The sequence below is a fragment of the Paenibacillus sp. TY11 genome (genome assembly GCF_059772165.1).
This window is the reverse complement of sequence record NZ_JCBAIQ010000013.1, coordinates 63,266-85,224: the sequence shown is the minus strand read 5'-3', so window position 1 is coordinate 85,224 and position 21,959 is coordinate 63,266. Positions and strand designations below refer to the sequence as shown.

Sequence of the window (21,959 nt, the reverse complement as noted above, 5' to 3'; positions counted from 1 at the left end):
GAATGTTTTGGGTACCTATTCATAAGATTTTTAACGGTTCGGAATGTTTAAAAGACGATCAGAATAATGCATTGAAGTTAACTTTAGAGCTTAAGGCATCTCTTGTTAATGAGAAAATTCGTCGTATACATCAGGTTTTAAATGATAAAGAATATGTGGGTGAAAGAACTTATGATACCGGCTGGAAAGAACCAGATATTCATGAGTCACCGTTTTATTTCACTGAGGGAATAGCTGAATGGTCCGGTAATTCTGATTTTGGACCTCACGTGCTTGTCCCTGATGTACATCCAGCACTTATTGAAAAAGCAAAATACAACAATAAGTTACTGACCTTCACTGTTCCTGAAAGCAGTGATTTAGAGGAAGGGACTATTTCAGGTTTAGATATTCGGCCCTTTTCCTCAAGTTTACAATTTCGTTTCTATAAAGAGCAGCAGGTATTTGGAAGACCAGTGCCTGAATATGTACATGTGCGCCATGAACTCTTAGACAATGGAAGCCAAAGGAACCTCAACAATATGACAGCGGAAGAGATGATTAAAAAGGTAAGGAGAGGAGGCTATCAGGCCATTCATTATAAAGACTATACAGGGGATGGATGGATAGAAGCAGTCTGTCCAGAAATAACGGATATACAATATTACCCTGCCTATTCTATGGTAACAGCCCCAGACTTTTTCCCGAACTGTGACCAGAGAGAGTTAATGGAATGGTATGAGAAGGAAGTGAATGAAACAATAAAACTTTATGTTTGGGAAAACAAAGATGACTTGCCTTACACGTTATCTGATATAAGATACCCTGTAAATATTAAACTAACTAATGAAGGGACATCAGTTTTTAGACTAAACGATGACGGCAATCGTAACAACATTGTATGAAAAAATACCAGATGAGACAACGCTACGTGTTCCTTTTACATCAAGGCATTCCTATTTGCCGGATGCGGCTTCTGGTGTTTTCGCACCGGGTTGGGATGTAAGCTACGATCGCAGCATAGAGGGCCAAGAATTTATTGCTGGATATGGTTTAGGAAGCCCATTCCCTGAAGATGCCAAGCTGTGTGCAGCCTTGAGTACTTTTTGGCCTGCAGTTGCACCGGATGCCGCAAGAACGTTCGAAACAAGATTTCCTACGGTATGCCCGTTAACCGATGAGGAGCTTGGCATTGTGGGCGGGGTACCTTGGGATGGTGTCCCAGGTCCAATCTTAGATCAAACCAAAGGTGAAGTTGAATACACTCGCTTATCTCATGCAGACTATGTTGAAAATGCTTTGAACAATAAATTCACTTTGTCACTTACCGGGAAAATAGATGTTACGGAGTATAAGCAAAGGCTTTTAACGATGGCTTATGTTTATAAAGCGTTAGGATTGGCTCCAAGCTCTAACCCTGAAAATAGCTTGACTAGACAAAAAAGCGAATGGAGAGTTTTATCTTTTCAAACAGTTGCAGGAGATAATGAGGAGCTGAAAAGAGCCCAGTTGCAAACAAGAACTGAATTTACTAGTAACATTTATCGATTTGATGTATATAGGTCAGGAAATGTTATTCCGCAAAGTAATAGTAAAAAGATTCGATTTACAATTAAAGAAAGAGTCATCTTATTTGTGAGTGGAGAGAATACTTTACTTCGTTACGTAACTGGTGAAGATGAAGTGTGGACATATAAAAATGGGAATGAATAAAAAGTACGATGTCATTATTGTTGGTTGTGGACCAGCTGGGGCAGCAACTGCCATTACTTGTGCAAGTAAGGGACTTAAAGTTGCAATGATCGATGGGAAGTCTTTCCCAAGACAAACTCCAGGAGAGACACTACATCCAGGTATTGAGCCTCTATTGTATCAATTAGGTGTTGCACAAATTGTTCACCAAGCAGGCTTTTTACGTCATAAAGGACATTGGATAAAATGGGAGAAAGATCGTCAATTCGTCCCTTTTGGTGGTGATGAAACAGGCATTTGGTATGGATATCAAGCGCGACGTTCTGAATTTGATTCCATTTTGCTCGAGCGTGCCATGTCTTTGGGAGTAAAGGTTTATCTTCGGAATCGTGCGCTGAGACCGGTTATACAAAATAATCGTGTGGTAGGCGTCGTTACAGCAGGAGGTCAATTGATGTCCTCATTTCTAATTGATGGTACAGGTCGTCAGCACTGGTTAGCAAAAAAAATGCATTTACCAATGGATACGTACTCACCTCAACTTATTGCACAATATGGGTATGTGCAAGGAGAATGCCATCTCCATGATGATGAACCTGCTATTGTTGCCGATCATGAAGGATGGACGTGGACCGCGAAAATCGGAGTAGGCTTATACCAGTGGACACGTCTATGTTTCAATAATATGCCACTTGAAAATGGATGGCTTCCAAAAGAATATCAAGAATTAAGCTCAGTAGGTAGAACTTTCGGTGCAGATATGACATGGAGAGCTATTCGACAGCCTGCTGGTCCAGGCTACTTTTTAGTTGGTGATGCTGCTGCTGTGCTGGATCCTGCCTCATCACACGGGGTCTTAAAAGCAATTATGTCAGGTATGATGGTGGGTCATTTGATTGCCAAAGTAAAGACGGTTGGTTGTAAAGAGCATAATGGGACTGAGGAGTACTGTAAGTGGATAAGAAAGTGGTTTCAACATGATGTGAAAAAATTAAAGGAGCTCTATGCGCTATTACCGACTAATCTTTCAGGATGGTCGGAATCTGGTACTTCTGTATAAAACGACAATAAAACTTTTCTTGATGTTAAGAAAGAGGTGTACACGATGGGATTAAATGACGGGTTTAATGTAAATTTTCTGGGGGAGAAATACCACATTCCTTTTTCTCAGCTTAGGGATGATATTGGTAAGTCAGCAGTAGAAGGAGGTAAGGTGTTTCCTTTTACTCATTTTTCAATCGTCATGAATAAAGACAGGAAATTTGCAATTTTCGGAGCAAACAATACGGATTTAGAACAAGATCTGCGAATTGACAGATGTAATGACTGGCATCTTGATGACCGAATCGGTGAGGAAAATCAAGTGGGAGACTGGCTATATGCCGGAGGCCAAGCAGATTTAAGGGATCGAGGTCATCTAGTTAGTAGAGACGATGTAGGCTGGGGAGAAGACGCGGAGGGAAATGATGCAGATTGTGATTCCTTTTGCTTTGCGAATATCGTGCCCCAACATAAGAAATTCCACGCTACAAAATGGGGGGACATTGAGAAGTGGATAATTGAAAGAACAGAGAGTAAAGACAAAAAGCTTTCTATTTCGGTACAAGTTCTTGTCCTAAGCCAAGGACAAGAACATAGTCCGATTGCCGATTAGATGTATTTCTAAACAATGAGCGCATGGACTTAAAACCTCATTAAGTAACATAATACCTTATTATCCGTTATACGGGTTTTTAGAACTTATAGTAAATTATTCAGAAACCTTGGGAATGAGCTCCAAGGTTCTTTGTTAACAGATGAACGTAATCAATAAAAACAACTGTAATACGAAACTACATTGGTTCTCTCATTCAATTCAAAAACAATACATGAAGAAAAAAGATGACATTAATCAATTAAGCATTCAGAAACTAAATGACCTAAGCAAACTGAAGAAAAAGTAAAAGTGATTGATATATTTATCAGTTTCTAATAAATGAAGTATAATTTAGGAATATTAGGATGGACTCACGAACTGTGGTGGGCTATGATGTTTTGAAGGAGTAGCTTTTAATAAATAAAAAAAATACAATCATGCATTCCAAATGGATAATTCATGCACAACATTGTAACCTGAAGCTATTAATAAATACTGACCCTGAGGAAATTAAACATTTTATTTCAGTAGAACTCGTACACAGACTTGAATATTTCTCTAACCGTTGTCAAAAGATTTACAACAAGTTTGTTCTAATGCATTTCAGCAAGTTGTAGAGCAACTATTCCAGGATTCACTTCAGCACCATCAACATTGCATTTCTCAATTAATGGGACTTAGAAAATCTGATAAAACGGCTGCATTCCCTGAAATTTGCCCCTATGCATACACTTATGTCTTTTGGAAAAAATCTCTCTTAAAGGGGGAACATTTCTATGGCTTCAATTCTTTAAGAACTAACTTGATTTCTGATACGGCACTACTAATAATCAGAGACATCCTGGAGTATTTCGTTGACCAGATTGCCAGATATCAAATGAAAATCCATAGTAGTCTTGATGTGAAGGTTCTTTCTTGGATTCTTGAAAAACTGGTCATGCAGTTCTGTAAGAATTTCTTTTGTGCTTGGTTGGCGATCGCAGGGAAGAAAAGTAAGGAAATCAGCGTACCTTCTTGGAGCGAAATTGAGGATATGAGAGATCAGTTTTTCCCGAATGTAGCTTTTAAATACAACTTTAATGAGAGCAGTTCATCAAGCAGCATTGAATATTACCATATGAAAAGCAAAGAGCTGTTGCTAAACAAATGTGATTGCCCCTATCAGCATGAAGGTGCTAAACATGATATTTAATCGATGGTATCATAAACACCACAAAAAACTACAATGCTAATCATGAGTGATCCAAGTAATGAGCATAAGATGCTTCAAAAAACAGTCGAGGAATATGCAAAAAAGTTGAATTTTTGAGACCGTTAATCTGAAAATGATCTACGGTTTTTTTGATGCTTTAAACATCCAAAGCAGAAAGGGTACGGAAATCGGTACAAGTTCTTGTCCTTTAACGGTATAAGTTCTTTGTCGTCCGACAAATAAAGATGATAAATGTAGAATGACATAAAGTTGCCAACCAAGTAACCCCTTATAAAACGAGGGGGGTTTTAATTTTTGGTAGGGAACTTTGTGTCAATTTTTAGTGACATAAAGTTCCCTACCACTCTGGGAAAGAAGTTAAATCATTTGCTAATTGTTCTTTTGCATACGAAAACCATTCTAAATTTCGATACAAGTTCTTGTCCCGAGCTGAGGATAAGTGCATTGTGTCATATCCGATTAGACAGTTGTCTCAATACAGATGCAATTACTTCACCGAGGGACAAGAACATGATCCCATTGAAAGTCGTTGAGGGTTGGGTGTGCTGCTACCTTAAGGCGGTCATCCACAAGGAAAAAACCAATGAATGATATCTCAAAAGAAGATACACCCGGCTGGACGATCATCGACTGCATGTTTAACATTCCTTTACTATATTGAGCATCAGAGGAAACGGGTGATCCATGTTTCAAGCAAATTGCGGAACGGCATGCAGATACCGTCATGAAAACTTTCGTAAGACCGGATGGCTCAGTCCATCACATTGTTGAATTTGATCCCTTCCTCGGTAGTATAGTTCAGACTCACAGGGGACAAGGGGATGAAAATAGCTCTTCTTGGACACGCGTCAGGCGTAGGGGTTGTATGGCTTCATGATGAGTTATCAGCATATGGGAAAGGAAAAGTACTTGCATACAGCTAAGCGGATTGCGCACTATTCCCGCCGTTGGTTGGGAGCCTTGGAGTAGCAAGTAGGTTACACTGATTTAATTACGTAAAATATGATTTTGACGAATATTTATAGCTGAAGTATAATAATTTATGGAGGTTATACATATATGGATAAACAAATGAAAATGCATTACATGAATCGAATCGATGAAAAATTGTCTGATCTTCCGTGGTTTGTTACGGAATTTATTGATAGCAGAAAACGAAAACTTTCTCCCACAACGCTTCTGAACTATTGCCATGACTATATTATTTTTTTTGATTGGTTAGTTGCAGAAAACTTTAATGAAGAAAGCCGTAAAAACATTAATTTAGCTGCTTTGGAGAAACTAACGATTCGTGAAGTGGAAAATTTCCTATCTTTTTTGGAGTATCAACTTGGCAATACCAAGCTAACCATTAACCGTAAATTGTCCTCGCTAAAATCCTTATTTGATTACTTACAGAACAAAGCTGAAACAAGTGACTTAAAGCCATATATCCAGCGCAATGTTATGGCCAAAATGGATTTAAATGTGGTTAAAGAAAGCCAAGAAACCATTGCCAATCGTATTGATGGGAAAATTCTTAGGGAGGACGATTTTGAGTCATTTAGGCAGTTTATAGCTTATGATTTCGGAGAAATGAATAAAGAAAATAAACGTATTTACAATTTCCATCAATTTAACCGTGAACGAGATACAGCTATTGTTTCCCTCATTTTAGGATCAGGCCTTAGACTATCTGAGGTTGCAGGCATTAACGTCGAGGATCTGGATATGAATAAAGCTTTAGTTCGTGTTATACGAAAAGGTAATAAAGAGCAATATGTATATTTCAGCAAGCAAGCGTTACTAGATTTAGAAAATTATCTGCAGATTAGAGAATCCAGATATATCCCAGAAAAAAACGAAAGCTTTTTGTTTATTGCAGCTCCTGTTGGTCGCAAGGGAAAAAGCCGACGCTTAACGCAGAGGTCCATTGAAAAACTGATTGAAAAGTATGCTTCAGCTTTTGGAAAACCGGCTTTAACCGTGCATTCTCTGAGACATTCATTTGCAACGCGTTATCACTTAGAGAACAATGATGTTCCTAGGTTGAAAAACCAATTAGGACATTCCTCAATACAAACAACAATGATCTATACACATTTAACAGATGAAGAAATGAGGAAAGCAGTTAACAATATGGATAAGTGATGTAAACCTTGATAGAAAACAAAAGTAATTTATAGCTACTTATAATAATAATTTTTTTGGAGATGTGACAACAAGTTTATACCTTCCGAGGAGAATGACAACAAGTTTACCCCTCACGAGGAAAGTGACAACAAGTTTATACCTTTCAAGAAGGATGATACCAGAAATATGGAGTTCAAAAATATTTTTTTGCTTGTTCCAACAAAAGTCATATAGGAAAAGGGATAAACTTGTTGTCATAATCTCTAATACGGCAAACTTGTTGTCAATAAAGGAGTAAACTTGTTGTCACTGGACACGACACTGGACAATTAAGGATTGTAAAGCGATTTCTTTCATACATATTCACAAAACCCGTATTTTGTACATATGTATGAATTCAATTAATCTATCCCTCCTGCAAACTACTCGTGACGGTGGACAAGAACTTGTACCGTTAAAGGACAAGAACTTCTACCTATTGCCGTTTACGTCCCTCTTTTCATTCTCAATTTATCCGGTCCGGGTTAAATACAAAAAACCGGCAATCTTTTCAGATTAACGGCTTCAAAAACTCAATTTTTTTACATATGTCTCGACTGTTTTTTGGAGGATCTTATGTTCATTACTTGGATTACTCATGTTCAGCATCGCAACTTTTTGTGGTGTATACGATATCATTGATTGAATATCTTGTTTAGCGGTTTCATGTTGATTCGGACAATTGCATTTGTTAGTCAACAACGGTTCTCGGTTTTGCAAATGATAATATTCAATGCTGCTAGATGAGCTGCTCTCATGAAAGTTGTATTTGAAAGCGACATCTGGAAACGAGCGATCCCTCATATTCTCAATTTCATTCCAAGAAGGTACGCTAATTTCTTTACTTCTCTTCCCTGCGGTCTCCATCCAGGCACAGAAGAAATTCTCACTGAACTGTAAGACCAGTTTTTCAAGAATCCAGGAAAGCCCCCCCATATCAATACTTCTACGGATTTTCATTTGATAATTGACGACCTGATCAGAGAAATACTCCAGAAGCTCCCTGATTAGAAGTGGTGCTACATCAGAAATCAAGCTTGTTCTTAAAGAATTAAAGCCGTAGAAATGCTCCTCCTTTAAAAGAGATTTTCTCCAAAAAACATAAGCATATGCATAGGGACAAATTTCAGGGAATTCAATCGTTTCATTCGATTTTCTAAGCTCCATCAATTGAGTTATGCAATGTTGATGAGACTTAAGTGAACTCTGAAATAATCGGTCTACAACTTGTTGAACAGCATTAGAAGTAACTTGCAGTAAATCTTTTTGGAAACGGTTAGAGAAATAATCCTGTCTGTGCGCGGATTCTTCTGAATTAAATACTTTTATCTCTTCGGGTTCATCCGTAACTAAACGCTTTAAATTGCAATGTTGTGCATGAATGATCCATTTGGAATTCATAATTGATGTCTTCATGTTTGCCTGGTTTGCCTGAAGCCAACGAAGGACAGCAGGATTCATTTGATCAGGCGCTCTCCATTCGTTCCAACTGGACATATGAAAAGTAGCAAAAGCATATCCACACTTGCACTGAAAAGCATGTTCTAACTGTCTATTCGACAACAAGAAAGGTATTGTTGACCTGCAGGTAGGACAAGCATTATTCAATTTGAGATCATGAAATGCGCATTCATCCAGAAGTTTAAACTGATGCAGCCAAGAATGATACCCCCCTCCATACACTTCGAACACCAATGCAATTCACGATGAAACCAATGCTCCCACGAACTATATAGTTCAGAAAATGGTGCTATTAACGACTGAATATTCTTAAAATTGTGTTCTTGTAAGTTAAAATCCATTGTTTGATGAAGCTTTTCGGTATGGAAACCATTTAACTGTAACAATTCTCTTTGCTTATCTCCAATGTCTACTATTAAAATGACATTATCCTGGCTATGCTCAGTCGCAATCTTAGCAATCGCAGCATTCACTTGGTCAAAGGGATATCAAATCAATTACTGGTTTTACATTCTTTTTTTCATGAAACTGGGTGAAAGCAACTAACTGCATACCATTCGGTTGCCGTATATAAAGTCATAACTTTTCTTTTGACACTTAGCGGTACCATCAAAAGGTGTTCCCAATATACTAAAGAGGATTTTCTTTGAAGTAGACAATTCGGGGATTTGACTCGCAAAACGGACATTAGGACCTGCGTTTAATGACACTAATTTACCACCTGACTTGAGTATCTTCAATTGTTTACTAAATTCGCCGGCTCCTCGAGTATCAATAACGTAGTCATAGTTTTTCAGTACAACTGTGTATTGTTCCGTTGTGTAGTCGATAAACTTATCTGCCCCCAGTCTTTGGGACAAGGTACGTTATCACTTTATGGGGAACAACCTCTGGGAATACTTGAGTCCTGCTTGCGAGTGATCTCTATTACCAATCTTGTGTAACCCTTTCTCGTTCATCTGGTGAATTAACGGCCAGCAGACGACCTTTTTATTTAGTGGTATACGTTATATTTCACCTTGTGTATAGCTCTTCCATTGCAAAACAACTATCTTTTTTCCTCATTCCATGAAACGGTTGCTTGAGGGGAATCAGAAAAGATCAAATGGCCAGGTCCTTTTTATATGTTGTTACTTGTTCCAACAAAAATTCGATAGCGATTCACTCTTTTAAGTATTTATCTTTCTCAATTCGATTAATATCCTGTTTTGTCCTGTGAGGATCTAATCATGCGAGTCATTATTTTGCGAGACAATAGCCGTGGCATAAAGGCGATGAATCGGTTTCGAGCACCTGGTATAATTAACGTCTTGCCACCCAAGAAGCCTTGATATCCTTCTTCCGCCACTTGTCCGGCTTCCATTATCGGCCCCTGCAACATCTTCGAGACGCCCATACCCGAGCGATCAACAAATCCGGTGGATGTCAAACCTGGGCACAGTGCCGTCACCGTAACGCCAGTATCATTTACTTCGTTCTCCAGAGCCTCCGTGAACGAAAGTACGTATGCCTTTGTCGCATAATAAACCGACATCATCGGCCCAGGAAAAAAGCCCACCAACGAGGCCACATTCATCACTCCTCCTTGTCCACGCTTGATCATATCTGGCAAAAACAGTTTCGTCATAACGGTTAAAGCCTTGATATTTACGTCAATCATATTGATTTCTTGTTCTATATCCGTCTCCATAAATGTCCCAAACAGACCGAAACCCGCATTGTTGACAAGGTAGTCAATAATAATTCCCTTTTCCTTAAGCTCGTTGAAAATCTCCTGTGGTACCCCAGTTGCCGCTACATCCTTGGCAATAACCGTCGCCTGAATGCCATATTTTTTCTGATACTCCTGTGCAAGATCCAATATTTTACCCTCGCTACGAGCTACCAGCACAATATTATATCCACCTTTGGCAAATCGATCTGCTAACTCTTTACCAATCCCGCCCGATGCCCCTGTGATTAAAACTGTTTTTCTCATTTGGTGCCTGCCTCTCCTTTTGGTGAAATTTTATCCATCTGGAATGATGTTATAACATTATTAGAATGATTATTCTAGAAAGTTCAAGCTAAACGGTTATATTAGTATAAGCTGCATGGATAGATTCGTTATACGAAGAAGTTTCTCTTTGGAAATCGAAGTCTTGGCTATCACCCTCAGCCCAACCCCTACATTATGCAGATACTCTGCCAATGCCTCAGCGCTATACTCGGTTGTGAATTCACCTCTTTGCTGTCCCCACAAAATAATGTCCTCAAATAGTTTCTCCGTATTCGCAAACATCTCCAATGATCGGGTATTGATGTCGTCATCAAGCGCCGCTAATTCCACCGTTGAATTCACGATTAAGCAGCCTGAACCCGGATTCTCTTCTCCATGAATCAAAAAGCCAACAATACACTGAAGTGCTTCCGTTGCTGTTTTGGAGCGCTTTACCCCTGCTGCAAGAGTGGTACTAATTTTTTGATTATAAAGATCTACTGACTTTAGAAAGAGCGTATATTTGTCGCCAAATGTGTCATACAAGCTTCTACGGTGAATTCCCATATGCTCAACCAGATCGGCCATGGACGTTTTCTCGTATCCTTGTTTCCAAAAAAGTCTCATCGCTTTTTCTAGCACAACAGACTCCTCAAATTCTTTGCTTCTCACTATTTGGGTCCCTCCTGTTCAGACAAATTATCATAAAAAATACCTTAATTGTATTTATAAGGTAACAATGACTTTGCCCTGGGAATGACCCGCCGACACTTTAATCAATGCACTTTCAATGTCATCAAATTTATACGTTGAATCAATTGAGGGCTTGATACCTTCTTTTTCTACAAGGATTGTGATTTCTTGCAATTGACTTCCGCTGGAATGCACAAATAAAAAACGATATTCTTTTTGATTCTTACGCGCTAAGGAATCCAGGCGAGCACCCACGAGACCAAACAATGCTCTTTTCCACATCGGAAGTTTACTGTCCACTGCAAAACGATAATTGGGTCCCGCTTTCAGAGAAACTAATTTTCCATGTGGTTTCAAAATGCTCAGTTCAGCTTTGATCTCATCGGCACCTAAGGTGTCGATGACATAATCGATATCGGACAGGATGTCCGGATAATTCTCTGTCTTATAATTGATGAACTGATCTGCTCCGATCGACAGTGTACGTGATCGGCCTCTCTCGCTACCACTTGTAATAACCGTTAATCCCATGGACTTGGCAATGGGAATGGCCATCGCACCGAATCCTCCGGTTCCTCCAGGAATGAACAGCTTTTTATTCGGCTCGACTCCAAGTACATCATGCAATGCTTGATACGCAGTCAATGCAGTAAGGGGTACCGCAGCAGCTTCAATAAAAGATAGATTCTCAGGCATCATGGATAAAGCATCTTCATGCACAGCCGCATATTCAGCAAAAGCACCAATTTTATTCAGCGGCAACCTTGTATAAACAGAATCCCCCACTTTAAAATTCAAAACATCATCACCGACTGCTTCAATCACACCAGATAGCTCATTCCCTAAAGTTAAAGGTAACTTATAGTCGGCAATCATCCGAACGCTGCCGTTCATATTCATAATATCCAGTGGATTTACACCCGCTGCTTTTACTTTGACAAGGACCTCACGACTATGGATCTGTGGTATATCGACATTATTTATTTCCACTTGGATTTCTTTGGAGTATTTCTGTATTTGGGCTGCTCTCATCATTCATCTTCTTCCTTTGCTAATAGACTATGAACATGGCGTACAATGTTCAGTTGTACGCCACGTTTCATGCTTTATACTAGTGTAGCTCCTTTTACAACTTTTGTTCTTTCAACGTTGGATAATCTGTATAACCTTTGCTCCCCAAACCAAAGAATGTTGTGGGATCTGCTTCATTTAGTGGCGCCCCTTTTTGAAGTCGTTCAACTAAATCCGGATTGGCTAAAGACCATACCCCTACAGGTACCACATCAGCGAGACCTTGATCTATATCCACAGTGAGATCCTCCAGAGCTCTTCCAGCCCGATTGACCAACAATGGATTCTGCCAGATTTCGCGAATGTCTTGGAGTAGCGGTTCATTACCAAGATGCATGACGTGAAGGTAAGCTAGATCCAAATCAGCTAATTCCTTTACAAGATAACGATAAAGTTCAGGACCTTGTTCACCATCCTGGATTCCACCAAGAGGTGTCCCTGGTGAAATACGGAAGCCTGTTCGTTCTGCTCCAATTTCTTCGACGATGGCTTTTGTGACCTCGATAGCAAAGCGAACACGATTTTGTATAGATCCTCCATACTCATCTGTACGTGTATTCGAATTTTCTCCGAAAAATTGATTAATCAGATATCCATTGGCTCCATGAATTTCGACGCCATCCGCACCTGCTTTAATCGCCGCCGCTGCTGCTTTTCGGAAATCGACGATGGTCGTTTGAATATCCTCTTTACTCAATTCCCGCGGAACGGGGATATCCTGCATCCCAGTAGCCGTGAACATTTCCACACCAGGTGCGATGGCAGAGGGCGCAACAGGTTGACGATGATGTGGGGTATTGTCTGGATGTGACATGCGACCTGCATGCATTAATTGGATGTATACATATCCACCAGCTTCATGCACGGCATCCGTAACTTTTTTCCATCCTCCAATATGCTTATCGGTATAAATGCCAGGTGACCACAAGTAACCTTGTCCATCATCAGAAGGTTGTGTACCTTCCGTAATTAGGAGTCCCATGGTTGCACGCTGAGCATAATAAAGTGCAGCTTGCTCCCCCGGTGTACCATCTTCTTGTGCTCGACTGCGTGTCATGGGGGCCATCGCTAGTCGATGGGACAATTCCATGTTGCCAATTTTCGTCTTACTCCATACCTTTTTCAATTAAATACACTCCTCTTCAAATAATATTTAACAGATGTATTAGTTCAATTCTGAAATGATTGGGTAGATTGAACCTCTCAGATGGAAATCATAGTTCTGATCTACAATCCCTACTACCACCTCGTTACGATCATACAGATCGATCATGAAGCCCGCCATTTCTTTAGCTGTATGGTACTTGGGCATATTTGCCTTGTAATCAAAATCTTCAGTATCTATTGATTTTTTCACAAATTCCGTTTCCGTTATCGCTGGTGCCAGGATCTTCGCTTTTAGTTTTGCACCTTTCAGTTCCAGTTCTTTAGCAAGCCCTTCCGTGAAGGCACTAACGTAGTATTTCGATGCAGAATAAGCAACACTTCCAACAGCGATTGCATATCCAAGCGCTGAAGATACGTTAATTAATTGAGTGCCTTCGACATCTGCATAATCTCGCACATACAATGTAGAAAGGATGGTCAAGGATTCGACGTTAACACGCAACATAGTCTCCACTTTATCCAAATTCTGATCAGAAATGAAGGAGCTGTCTCCGAGCCCAGCATTATTAATCCAAGTCTCGATTTGATATTCCTTCAAATCTTTATACAGTGCGTACGCTTCTGCTGTAACAGACAGGTCACTTGTATGAACGATAACATTTATTTTAGGATCAATACCCTGAATAGTGGATTTAAGCTCTTCCAATTTATCCAATCTTCTCGCTACCAAAATCAAGTTCTTGCCTCGTGCTGCAAATGCCAATGCCGTTTCATATCCAATTCCGGAACTTGCTCCTGTAATCACTGTGTATTTCACCATATTCTCTCCTTCATATCCTGCAGATTAATGTGTATAAGATCATGAAACTTATTTAGAACGATCGTTCTCTATTGTGCAAAAAAAACTGTTAGATCTAACTTGCTGTCATGATATCATTTCTAGAACGAACAGTAAAGAATTATTTTTATCACTATTCTTTTAATTTGAGAACAACGTCTCTTGGCTTTCTTGAAGTGATACAAGTTCTTTGTTCAATTAGATGGGTAAGAACTTGTATCATGAAAACAGCCAGTCCTTATTAAGGTGAGTTGTTGTAATCCATTTTATTCTAAAACAGATAGTGTCATATCAATAATATTCATTAATTTTTGTTGATCTGTTGAGGTCTTAACCAAAGTACGCAGCCCTAACCACGCATTCATTAAATAATGAGAAATAACTACCGGGTCAAGATCAAGCTTGATCTCACCAGTTTGTTGCCCTTCCAGAATAAGGCTGGTCAAGAATTCCTCCGTTCGGGTATAGCTCTCGCTAACCAAGGATGAAACTTCGGAATCCAATACACCCAGTTCCACGCCTGAATTTACGATAAAACACCCTAGTGGTTCTCCTTCGTGTCTTACAGTCGACATAAACATCTCACGGATTACTTGTTTGGTTGATTTTTGTTTTTCAATAAGGTATTTCATTTTGCTGGTCTGCTTCGTTTCATATCGTTCCAGAGCTTTCATAAACAAGGCATGCTTATCACCAAAGGTATCATATATACTTTTTCGATGAATACCCATAGACTCAACCAAGTCTTGCATCGAAGTTTTCTCATATCCTTGTGTCCAGAACAGATGCATTGCTTTATCTAATACTTCATTAACTTCGAACTCTTTGGATCTTGCCACCGTCATCACCTCGAATAATCATTATACATTTTAGTGATTGTTCGGCAAACTGGAAATAATAAAATGAATACAATCAAGTCACTTAGCGTTTGATTTTACTCTGCGTGAATTTTTAAAGCCATATGGCATGTTTGCAGCTAATCAGGCATGCAGCCTTTTTTCCAGAGTATCCAAGGTCATTGACCGCATCCAGGATATCAGCTCAAAAGGATATCGCTTTTCTTAGCGTGCGTTTCACACAGTTACTCATTTGCTGAATGAGCTTGTGTAAAGCCATGATTTTATTAAGCTATCATGCCCAATAGTTGAATAGCGGCAGATATTTAAATGTGATTCCGCCGCTAACACAGGCTAAAAGAATCGGCGATATAGTTCTCTCCGTCGTTCTCCGCGTAGTTGAGCATAGATTTAAGATAAATTAATGATAGTTTGCTTCAAATAAGAGGTTTTAGACTGAGGCTATTTAACTAAAGTTTCCCGTTAGCGCAAGTACATTACATTAATTCACCGTCTTAATCTCCAGGCCGTGACCGTGACATTTAAAGTTATAGTTAGGGTTTTTCATAACCTCTTCTTTCTGAAGTTCATACATGGCTAGTTTATAGTTTATTTCTTCCATGTGTTTAAAACTTTCGTCAATTTTCTTCTGAAGTTCCAATTTATGCTGTATCAACATCTCCTCTCTTTGCAAAAAGGTGCTATTTCCCAATTCATAAAGTTCCTTGTAATCCTTGATTTTTGAAAGAGGCATTCCTGTCTCTTTGAGACAACGAATAAAAGAAATCCAATCTATTTGTTGTTGGTTATAAACTCTACGGCCTTTTTCATCACGAGATATATTTGGTAATATCCCCTGCTCTTCATAAAACCTAAGTGTCTTTGCAGATACATTTAAATTCTCCACTACGTATGTCATTGAATACAACATCTACTTGTCCCACCTTTAGTTACAGTTACTGTAACTAAATATATATCATAAAGAGAATGAAAGCACAACAATTCTATATGTAATCATATAAAAATAAATCCTTGACCTACTGTAACAGTAACCAATTACACTGAAACAGAAAATAAAATATGATAGCGAGGTTAAGGAAATGAATCAAAAATACAGTAGGTTATTTGAATCCTTCACATTCAGAAGTGGAATAACAATGAAGAATAGTATCGTTATGGCACCTATGACCACCTGGTCAAGCAATGACGATCTTACCATTTCGGATGACGAAGTAAAGTATTACAAACAAAGAGTGAATGGAGTAGGACTCGTCATTACAGGGTGTACTCATGTTACACCTAATGGGCAGGGTTTTACGAATGAATTCGCTGGGTACAATGATGAATTTACTCCAAGTTTACGAAAATTAGCTGAAGCAGCGAAAAGTGGAGGCTCTCCAGCGATCCTACAGATTTTTCATGCTGGCAATAAAGCTTTGCCCGATTTGGATGCAGTTAGTGCGAGTGCATTGCAACCCGAAATTACTAATTTAGGTTCAACTCCAGAAACAAGAGAACTATCACATGAGGAGATTTTGTCGATTGTACGTGCTTTTGGAGATACAACAAGACGAGCGATTGAAGCCGGATTTGATGGCGTCGAAATTCATGGGGCACATGGATTTTTAATTCAAAACTTCTGGTCGCCAGCAACGAATCAACGGACGGACCAATGGGGAGGATCACTTGAAAATCGCTTGCGTTTTCCATTGGCGATTATTAACGAAATCAAAAATGTCATTGAAAAACATGCTGCAAAACCATTTATGATTGGTTTCCGGCTTTCCCCTGAAGAATCCCACAAAGTGGACGGATTACGTATGAAAGACACGTATGAATTAATTGATTTCCTTGTTGAACAGGATTTAGATTATATTCATGCTTCATTAGATAATGTGTCTTCAAAGCCAGTAGATAGTCAAGATGAAAAAACACGGCTTGAATTAATTCTTGAAAGAGCAAACGGTAAGATACCTGTGATGGCTGCTGGTTCCATACTAACACCGGATGATGCTCTTCAAGCTGCGGAATTAGGATTGCCGCTAGTCGCCATTGGGCATGCGTTAATTATGGATCCTAACTGGGTTGAAAAGGTCGCAAATGGACGTGAAGCCGAGGTAGATTCTGAGTTGAACGTTTCGAAACTCAACCAGCTTAATATTCCAGAAAAACTTTGGAATGTAATTCAAGCAATGCCCGGTTGGTTTAATATTGGGAAATAAAAAGTAGTCCTAAAGGCTGCTCAGATTGACGAGAAACCCACGTCTTTTATGAGACTTCGGGTTTCTTTTGCTAATTCTAAGGTGCTCCGTCCATCCGTAGTTCGGTAGGGCAATTCTTACTGTTGCGGACACACATACTGCGAATGTTTCGATCTTGAAGGCCTTTGCAAATCGGGGTCGTTAAATAACCTGAATCTAAGGCTACTGCTCCAGAATATTGTTGCGTTAAACTGCCCGTTCGTATTATGAGATCAACCAGTTCTTTCTGGTTGATCCTTTTTTCATTTGCATAGAGGATTAAGGTAGCCTGGTCGAACGTACCTGCCCGTGGGACTTGATCCCGAGCGCTATAGTGTTCGCCCTACTTGTCATGACCATGATTGAGGCTGGTTGGGACGTAAGATCCCGTATAACAAGCGATGCTATGGAGCGACAAGAAGAACCTTAGGGATGCCGGGGAATCTAAACTTACAGGGAGAGATGAAATGAATCCAGTTGTCGGTCTAGATATTTCAAAAGAAGAAAGTCATGGACAAGCCTTTTTAGCGCGCGAAAAGCCCTTCAGAGGGACATTCCACTTCGAGCACACTCGTGATGGCCTAGCAAATTTACATCAAGTTTTGAAGGATGTTGAGACTGCATCCAGACTACGTCCTCTACTTATTCTAGAAGCAACCGGCCATTACCAAAGTCCCGTTGTTCAGTTCCTAGAAGAACATCACTACATTTACATTGTCATTAATCCGCTCATCTCAAATCGGCTTAGAAAGTCTCAACTTCGTAAAGTAAAGACGGATGCTGCGGACGCTTACCTATTGGGAGAGTTGTACTACAAGGAAGAGTTTGAACCTTTTAAGAAAAGAGGTGTGCAACTTCTCAATCTGCGCTATCTTACAAGACAGTATGAGTCCCTTTCAAAGATGTGTGTACAGACGAAGCTGCAATTCCAAGCCGTTTTAGATCAGGTTTTCCCAGCAAAGGCGTCTTTGGAGCTATGTATTCCCGTATTTCACTACGGTTTTTAAGTAAATTTCCAACCTCATATTCAGTTTTGCAGACGGATGAAATTACACTCAAAGCTAAGATGAAAGAACTACTTTCTTCGAAACGGGGGCGTTCAGAGGGCTGGATTAACCAACGGGTTCAGCGACTGCTAGACGCGGCAAAGCAAAACCCATTTCAGCAAACCATGTATGCAAGCCACTTAATCAATTTGAAAGTTCTTATTACCCTTATTCTTCAGTACCAAGAGCATCTTGCTGAACTGGAACAGAACATAGATGCTCTGGCTGAAGAAATTGAAGAGTATGAATTAATTCAGTCGATTCCCGGTATTGGGCATAAAATTGCTGCAACAATTTTATCTGAAATTGGAGAAGTCGACCGATTTGATCATCCTAAAAAGTTAGTGGCTTTTGCAGGCATTGACCCGAGTGTCTTTGCTTCCGGTAAATTTACAGCAACTCGAAATCGAATCACGAAACGTGGTTCCAGGCAGTTGCGTTACGCACTGGTAATGGCTGTCCAGTGTGGGCTTATACGCTCCCGAAATATGCGAATCAAAGCGTTCTATGATCGCAAGAGAGCAGAAGGAAAACCACATAAAGTAGCTCTAATCGCATGTGCAAATAAGCTCGTCCATTGGCTCTATGCAATCTTGAAAAACAAAAAGGAATTTCGTCCAATTTAAAAGATTATTATTGGCATAACCTTCCAAGACACAACGGAAATTGGAGGGTTATTTGGCATGCTCATTTTAACTATACCACATGATTTAGAATCACTTTACTGGTAATCTTGACAAGCTATTAGCTGGTATAGCTCAACAGGCTGCCGATATTATGGCAGCCTGTGTTCTTCTTTGTGCTATCGTTCCCCGATAATTCAACGAAGCCTAATTCCTTTCAGAAACAGAAGAAGATCCACAATTCTTAGAACTGGCAACTTCGTGTTATGCGCTATACGGAATCCAGTATACAATACAGCCAAATGTTTGAGCGACCAAAGAGAACTTTTGCTCGTCGATTCGCAACTTTTCTGTTCAAGGAGTCGTCTTATCAACTGTACAATGTACAGAGTACAGTTTGACCACTAAATATACATAAACACAAAGCTAATCTCCATTTTGAAATGCTCTTTTGCCCAATTGTGATAGCCGCACGACCCGGTAACCCGGCTCATCTCCAGTCGTGAACTCCGATGGCTACGGTGTGCTTTAACGTCCCCTCGGTAATTCATCTCAGCCAAATGCCAAGCATCTGCTGCATCTGTTTTCACCTTACGAAGCTGTGTGCCTTTCGATCGTTTCGCTTGCAGGGGGTTGACGATGTAATGAATCCATCCACTGCGTTTAAGATACCCTACCAGATTTCGATGGTAATGTCCGGTTGCCTCAAGGACAACAACGGGCATTGTTAAGCGATAGGGGTGCATAAGCCCCTGTATAGCGCAGGTTTCCGCTCTCGTTTTGAGAGGGGTAAGGGCTTTACTGCGTGACACACCCATAGTAAAAACGGGGTACGGTTGGTCTATGAATGACCGCCGCGCCCCGTTCTTTATATTATTACACTGTTTTCTTTTTCTGACTAATTGCGTGTATATATTTAATAGTAAGCTTCCATAAGACTTTCCCGAGCCAAAACATTAACACACCAATCACAATAGAAATTGGCAAGAACTGCATTGGGCTTGGTGTAAATGCTCCCATTTCGATTGTTATTCCGGCAATATCATATCCCATAAGATACCCGAAAAATTTAACAATTCCGCCTATCAGCGTAATAACTCCACCAATCATTAAAGCAATGGAAAGAGTACTGATGAACGGCAAAAGTAACATACCGCTGACGCCTGCAAAGCTGCTACAAAATGCAAATATTGCGCCGAATTTACGCCAACTAAATTTACTGTTCTTTGAAATAGCTTCACCTAAGTATGCTGTCGCTAATTCTTTTGGGTTTCCTAACCGTTCGATGATTTGCTCAGAAGATACACCATTATTTTGCAATTCAAGCATTACGCTTTTGATTTCTTTTACAATGTCAATACGCTCGGAATCGGACATAGATTTCAAATACTTTTCAATTTTTACAAGATAGTCATTCATAATTTTATCCATAATCTAACTCTCCTTTAATTTCTGATATAGCTGTTAATAAATTATCCCATTCTAAGGACATCGCTTTTAAGTATTCGTTTCCTTTTTCTGTAAGGGTATAATATTTTCTCGGTGGCAAGCCCTCTGTACTTTCTTGCCAAGATGAAGAAATATATTCTTCTTTCAATAATCTTCTAAGCAGTGGATAAATTGTATTTTCTTTTGCAGCAACAATAGGATACCGCTCTAACTTACTTATGATTTCATACCCATAATATGGTCGTTGCTTTATTAGCAATAGAATACAGAAATCGAGTGTTCCTCGCTTAATTTGTGATTTCCAATCTTCTACATTCATGTATTGTACCTCCTGCATATATATCGTACAACACAGTACTATATTTATCAATAGTAAATTCAGTACCAACAACCGCCGAACGCAGAGGCTTTTGAACTAGAAAGGTATATTTTTAACTATAAAAACTATGACAAAATTTATCCGTATTTTCCTTTTTTCCTATTTGCTAAATTCAGCAAGTAAAATATTTTTAAAAGGATTAGGACTGTTATCTCTACCCAAACTGTTCAAACTGACGACCAACGTATGCTTGCCTCCAAGTGTACCTCCTGCAAAAGTAGAAAACCCTAGAATGCCACCTATGTGCCCCCATACCGAGACACCGTTTGGAAGCTTAAATTCAGAGATTCCAAGACCATATCCATCGATTCCTGATCTTCCTACAGGAACTGTAGTAAGCATTTGTTTTAGTTGCGGTTCCTTCAGTAATTTGCCACCGAGCAAGGAAGAGAAGAACTTATTTAAGTCGTCAGCAGTAGAAATCATATCTCCAGCCGAGCTACCTGCACTTGGATTATAATAAGTAACGTCTTTTATCTCACTTGCTTCGTCTGGTTGGGAATATCCCCGAGCATGCTTGGTGCCTGGAATAACGCTTGAATTGCCAGGTAGGAATGTATCCGACAATTCAAGCGGTTCAATAATCCGTTTTTCAATCTCTTCCGCGTAGCTGTTTCCGGTTACTTTTTCAATAAGAATACCCAGTAATACGTATCCCGTGTTTGAATAAGACCAGCTCTTTCCTGGGACAAAGTCTGGGGGCAGAGAAATCCCCATCTTCACTATTTCATCAGCCGTATACGATTTTTTTGTATCCATAAAATCAGCGTCTTTTGACCTTGAGTATTCAGCGATACCACTTGTATGGTTCAATATCTGCCGGATGGTAATCTGTTTAGCATTATATCCGTTTCCTTGAATGACACCAGGCAACCATTTTTCGATGGAGTCGTCTAGATTTAAGCGGTTCTCTCCAGCTAATTGAAGTACAACCGTTGCGGTGAACGTCTTCGTCACGCTGCCAATGCGAAATCGAAAATCTGTTTCCATTGGTTTCTTGGTGCTCAGATTCGCTATCCCAGCGGCATAACCCCACGTTTTTCCACCCTCAGAAGTTTTAGCAAGTATCCCCGGGAATCCAAGTTGCAATGTATCCCGCATTGCTTGCTTGACGGAATTATGATCTCGTTGAGTGGTTGTTTGTAACGAACTAGATACATTTTGAGTGGGCTCTGCTTTTACAATTGAGGTTGGCAATGTGTATAGCAGGGAACTTCCAGTTATTAAAAGGGCCAGACTTGCAAATGTAATTTGACTACGTATTTTCATAAGAAATTCCTCTTCTCTATTAATATTGTAAGTTTGTAATCATCTTCATAATTGTTGTTTTACCAACGCCATTCTGTCCTAACAAGCGGTAAATTCCTCTTTTTTTCGCATCCCGGAAATTAATTCTTTTCCTTAAAATACTCTGTTAACTGGTTTGTTTTTCATATATTCGTCATATCTGTTCCGCCTTTCACACCTACCTCCTGCATATACATCGTACAACACAGTACCTCAATTATCAACAGTATATCAGAATTTTTTTATTCAACGAGAGATATTTTGAAAGAAATTCAGTATC

At 39.6% G+C, this 21,959-nt stretch carries 21 protein-coding genes and 1 pseudogene; 8 read left to right on the top strand and 14 right to left on the bottom strand.

The window, feature by feature from the left end:
• Window positions 1-2 precede the first annotated feature (2 nt).
• The 6 genes from AC6EJC_RS16300 (at window position 3) to xerS (ending at window position 6,650) form a co-directional block, all read left to right on the top strand.
• Entirely contained in the window at window positions 3-884 is an 882-nt protein-coding gene (locus tag AC6EJC_RS16300; protein ID WP_444954863.1) for a hypothetical protein, read from the top strand.
• Window positions 856-1,692 carry a hypothetical protein gene (locus tag AC6EJC_RS16295; RefSeq protein ID WP_444954862.1) on the top strand — a complete coding sequence of 279 codons (837 nt, stop codon included), beginning with the start codon at window positions 856-858 and terminating at the stop codon, window positions 1,690-1,692. The genes AC6EJC_RS16300 and AC6EJC_RS16295 overlap by 29 nt, the downstream gene beginning before the upstream one ends.
• Window positions 1,679-2,731 (top strand): NAD(P)/FAD-dependent oxidoreductase, encoded by a 1,053-nt coding sequence (locus AC6EJC_RS16290; RefSeq protein WP_444954861.1) that lies wholly within the window; start codon window positions 1,679-1,681, stop codon window positions 2,729-2,731. The genes AC6EJC_RS16295 and AC6EJC_RS16290 overlap by 14 nt, the downstream gene beginning before the upstream one ends.
• A 45-nt stretch (window positions 2,732-2,776) precedes the next feature.
• On the top strand, window positions 2,777-3,325 hold the full coding sequence (locus tag AC6EJC_RS16285; protein ID WP_444954860.1) for a DNA/RNA non-specific endonuclease: 549 nt from the start codon (window positions 2,777-2,779) through the stop codon (window positions 3,323-3,325).
• Window positions 3,326-3,872: 547 nt separating this feature from the next.
• Window positions 3,873-4,499 (top strand): hypothetical protein, encoded by a 627-nt coding sequence (locus AC6EJC_RS16280; protein WP_444954859.1) that lies wholly within the window; start codon window positions 3,873-3,875, stop codon window positions 4,497-4,499.
• A 1,080-nt stretch (window positions 4,500-5,579) separates the two neighbouring features.
• Window positions 5,580-6,650, top strand: a complete 1,071-nt coding sequence (gene xerS / locus AC6EJC_RS16275) for a tyrosine recombinase XerS (protein WP_190299353.1) — start codon at window positions 5,580-5,582, stop codon at window positions 6,648-6,650.
• A gap of 546 nt (window positions 6,651-7,196) precedes the next feature.
• Here xerS and AC6EJC_RS16270 read toward each other — a convergent pair.
• The 9 genes from AC6EJC_RS16270 to AC6EJC_RS16230 form a co-directional block, all read right to left on the bottom strand.
• A complete protein-coding gene (locus AC6EJC_RS16270; protein WP_444954858.1) occupies window positions 7,197-8,072 on the bottom strand; it encodes a hypothetical protein in 876 nt (291 codons plus the stop codon).
• A gap of 602 nt (window positions 8,073-8,674) precedes the next feature.
• Entirely contained in the window at window positions 8,675-8,992 is a 318-nt protein-coding gene (locus AC6EJC_RS16265; protein WP_444954857.1) for a zinc-binding dehydrogenase, read from the bottom strand.
• 335 nt (window positions 8,993-9,327) lie between these two features.
• Window positions 9,328-10,110: an SDR family NAD(P)-dependent oxidoreductase gene (locus AC6EJC_RS16260; protein WP_444954856.1), complete on the bottom strand. Its 783-nt coding sequence runs from the start codon at window positions 10,108-10,110 to the stop codon at window positions 9,328-9,330.
• A 96-nt stretch (window positions 10,111-10,206) separates the two neighbouring features.
• A complete protein-coding gene (locus tag AC6EJC_RS16255; RefSeq protein WP_444954941.1) occupies window positions 10,207-10,785 on the bottom strand; it encodes a TetR/AcrR family transcriptional regulator in 579 nt (192 codons plus the stop codon).
• 51 nt (window positions 10,786-10,836) lie between these two features.
• Window positions 10,837-11,835: an NADP-dependent oxidoreductase gene (locus AC6EJC_RS16250; RefSeq protein ID WP_444954940.1), complete on the bottom strand. Its 999-nt coding sequence runs from the start codon at window positions 11,833-11,835 to the stop codon at window positions 10,837-10,839.
• Between the two features lie 94 nt (window positions 11,836-11,929).
• On the bottom strand, window positions 11,930-13,000 hold the full coding sequence (locus AC6EJC_RS16245) for an alkene reductase (RefSeq protein ID WP_444954855.1): 1,071 nt from the start codon (window positions 12,998-13,000) through the stop codon (window positions 11,930-11,932).
• A 39-nt stretch (window positions 13,001-13,039) separates the two neighbouring features.
• Complete coding sequence (locus AC6EJC_RS16240; protein WP_444954939.1) at window positions 13,040-13,798, bottom strand: SDR family NAD(P)-dependent oxidoreductase; 759 nt, start codon at window positions 13,796-13,798, stop codon at window positions 13,040-13,042.
• 287 nt (window positions 13,799-14,085) lie between these two features.
• The gene (locus AC6EJC_RS16235) at window positions 14,086-14,658 is read right to left on the bottom strand and encodes a TetR/AcrR family transcriptional regulator (protein ID WP_444954854.1); all 573 of its coding nucleotides are present in this window, start codon (window positions 14,656-14,658) and stop codon (window positions 14,086-14,088) included.
• A gap of 499 nt (window positions 14,659-15,157) precedes the next feature.
• On the bottom strand, window positions 15,158-15,586 hold the full coding sequence (locus AC6EJC_RS16230; protein ID WP_444954853.1) for a MerR family transcriptional regulator: 429 nt from the start codon (window positions 15,584-15,586) through the stop codon (window positions 15,158-15,160).
• Between the two features lie 169 nt (window positions 15,587-15,755).
• On the opposite strand from AC6EJC_RS16230, the gene AC6EJC_RS16225 reads away from it, so the two are divergent.
• Together AC6EJC_RS16225 and AC6EJC_RS16220 are read left to right on the top strand one after the other, a co-directional pair.
• Entirely contained in the window at window positions 15,756-16,877 is a 1,122-nt protein-coding gene (locus AC6EJC_RS16225) for an NADH-dependent flavin oxidoreductase (RefSeq protein ID WP_076295893.1), read from the top strand.
• Between the two features lie 485 nt (window positions 16,878-17,362).
• Window positions 17,363-18,567: pseudogene (locus AC6EJC_RS16220) on the top strand (IS110 family RNA-guided transposase).
• Window positions 18,568-18,968: 401 nt separating this feature from the next.
• Here the strand turns inward: AC6EJC_RS16220 and AC6EJC_RS16215 are convergent.
• The 5 genes from AC6EJC_RS16215 to AC6EJC_RS16195 all read right to left on the bottom strand — a co-directional run bounded on the left by AC6EJC_RS16215 (window position 18,969) and on the right by AC6EJC_RS16195 (window position 21,746).
• Window positions 18,969-19,310 carry an IS110 family transposase gene (locus tag AC6EJC_RS16215; protein WP_444954852.1) on the bottom strand — a complete coding sequence of 114 codons (342 nt, stop codon included), beginning with the start codon at window positions 19,308-19,310 and terminating at the stop codon, window positions 18,969-18,971.
• 130 nt (window positions 19,311-19,440) lie between these two features.
• The gene (locus AC6EJC_RS16210; protein WP_444954851.1) at window positions 19,441-19,995 is read right to left on the bottom strand and encodes a DUF1700 domain-containing protein; all 555 of its coding nucleotides are present in this window, start codon (window positions 19,993-19,995) and stop codon (window positions 19,441-19,443) included.
• Complete coding sequence (locus AC6EJC_RS16205) at window positions 19,988-20,332, bottom strand: PadR family transcriptional regulator (protein ID WP_025717778.1); 345 nt, start codon at window positions 20,330-20,332, stop codon at window positions 19,988-19,990. The genes AC6EJC_RS16210 and AC6EJC_RS16205 overlap by 8 nt, the downstream gene beginning before the upstream one ends.
• Window positions 20,333-20,491: 159 nt before the next feature.
• Window positions 20,492-21,661, bottom strand: coding sequence for a serine hydrolase domain-containing protein (locus tag AC6EJC_RS16200; protein WP_226000126.1), 1,170 nt, complete (start codon window positions 21,659-21,661; stop codon window positions 20,492-20,494).
• A 19-nt stretch (window positions 21,662-21,680) separates the two neighbouring features.
• Complete coding sequence (locus tag AC6EJC_RS16195; protein WP_407672911.1) at window positions 21,681-21,746, bottom strand: hypothetical protein; 66 nt, start codon at window positions 21,744-21,746, stop codon at window positions 21,681-21,683.
• Window positions 21,747-21,959 lie beyond the last annotated feature (213 nt).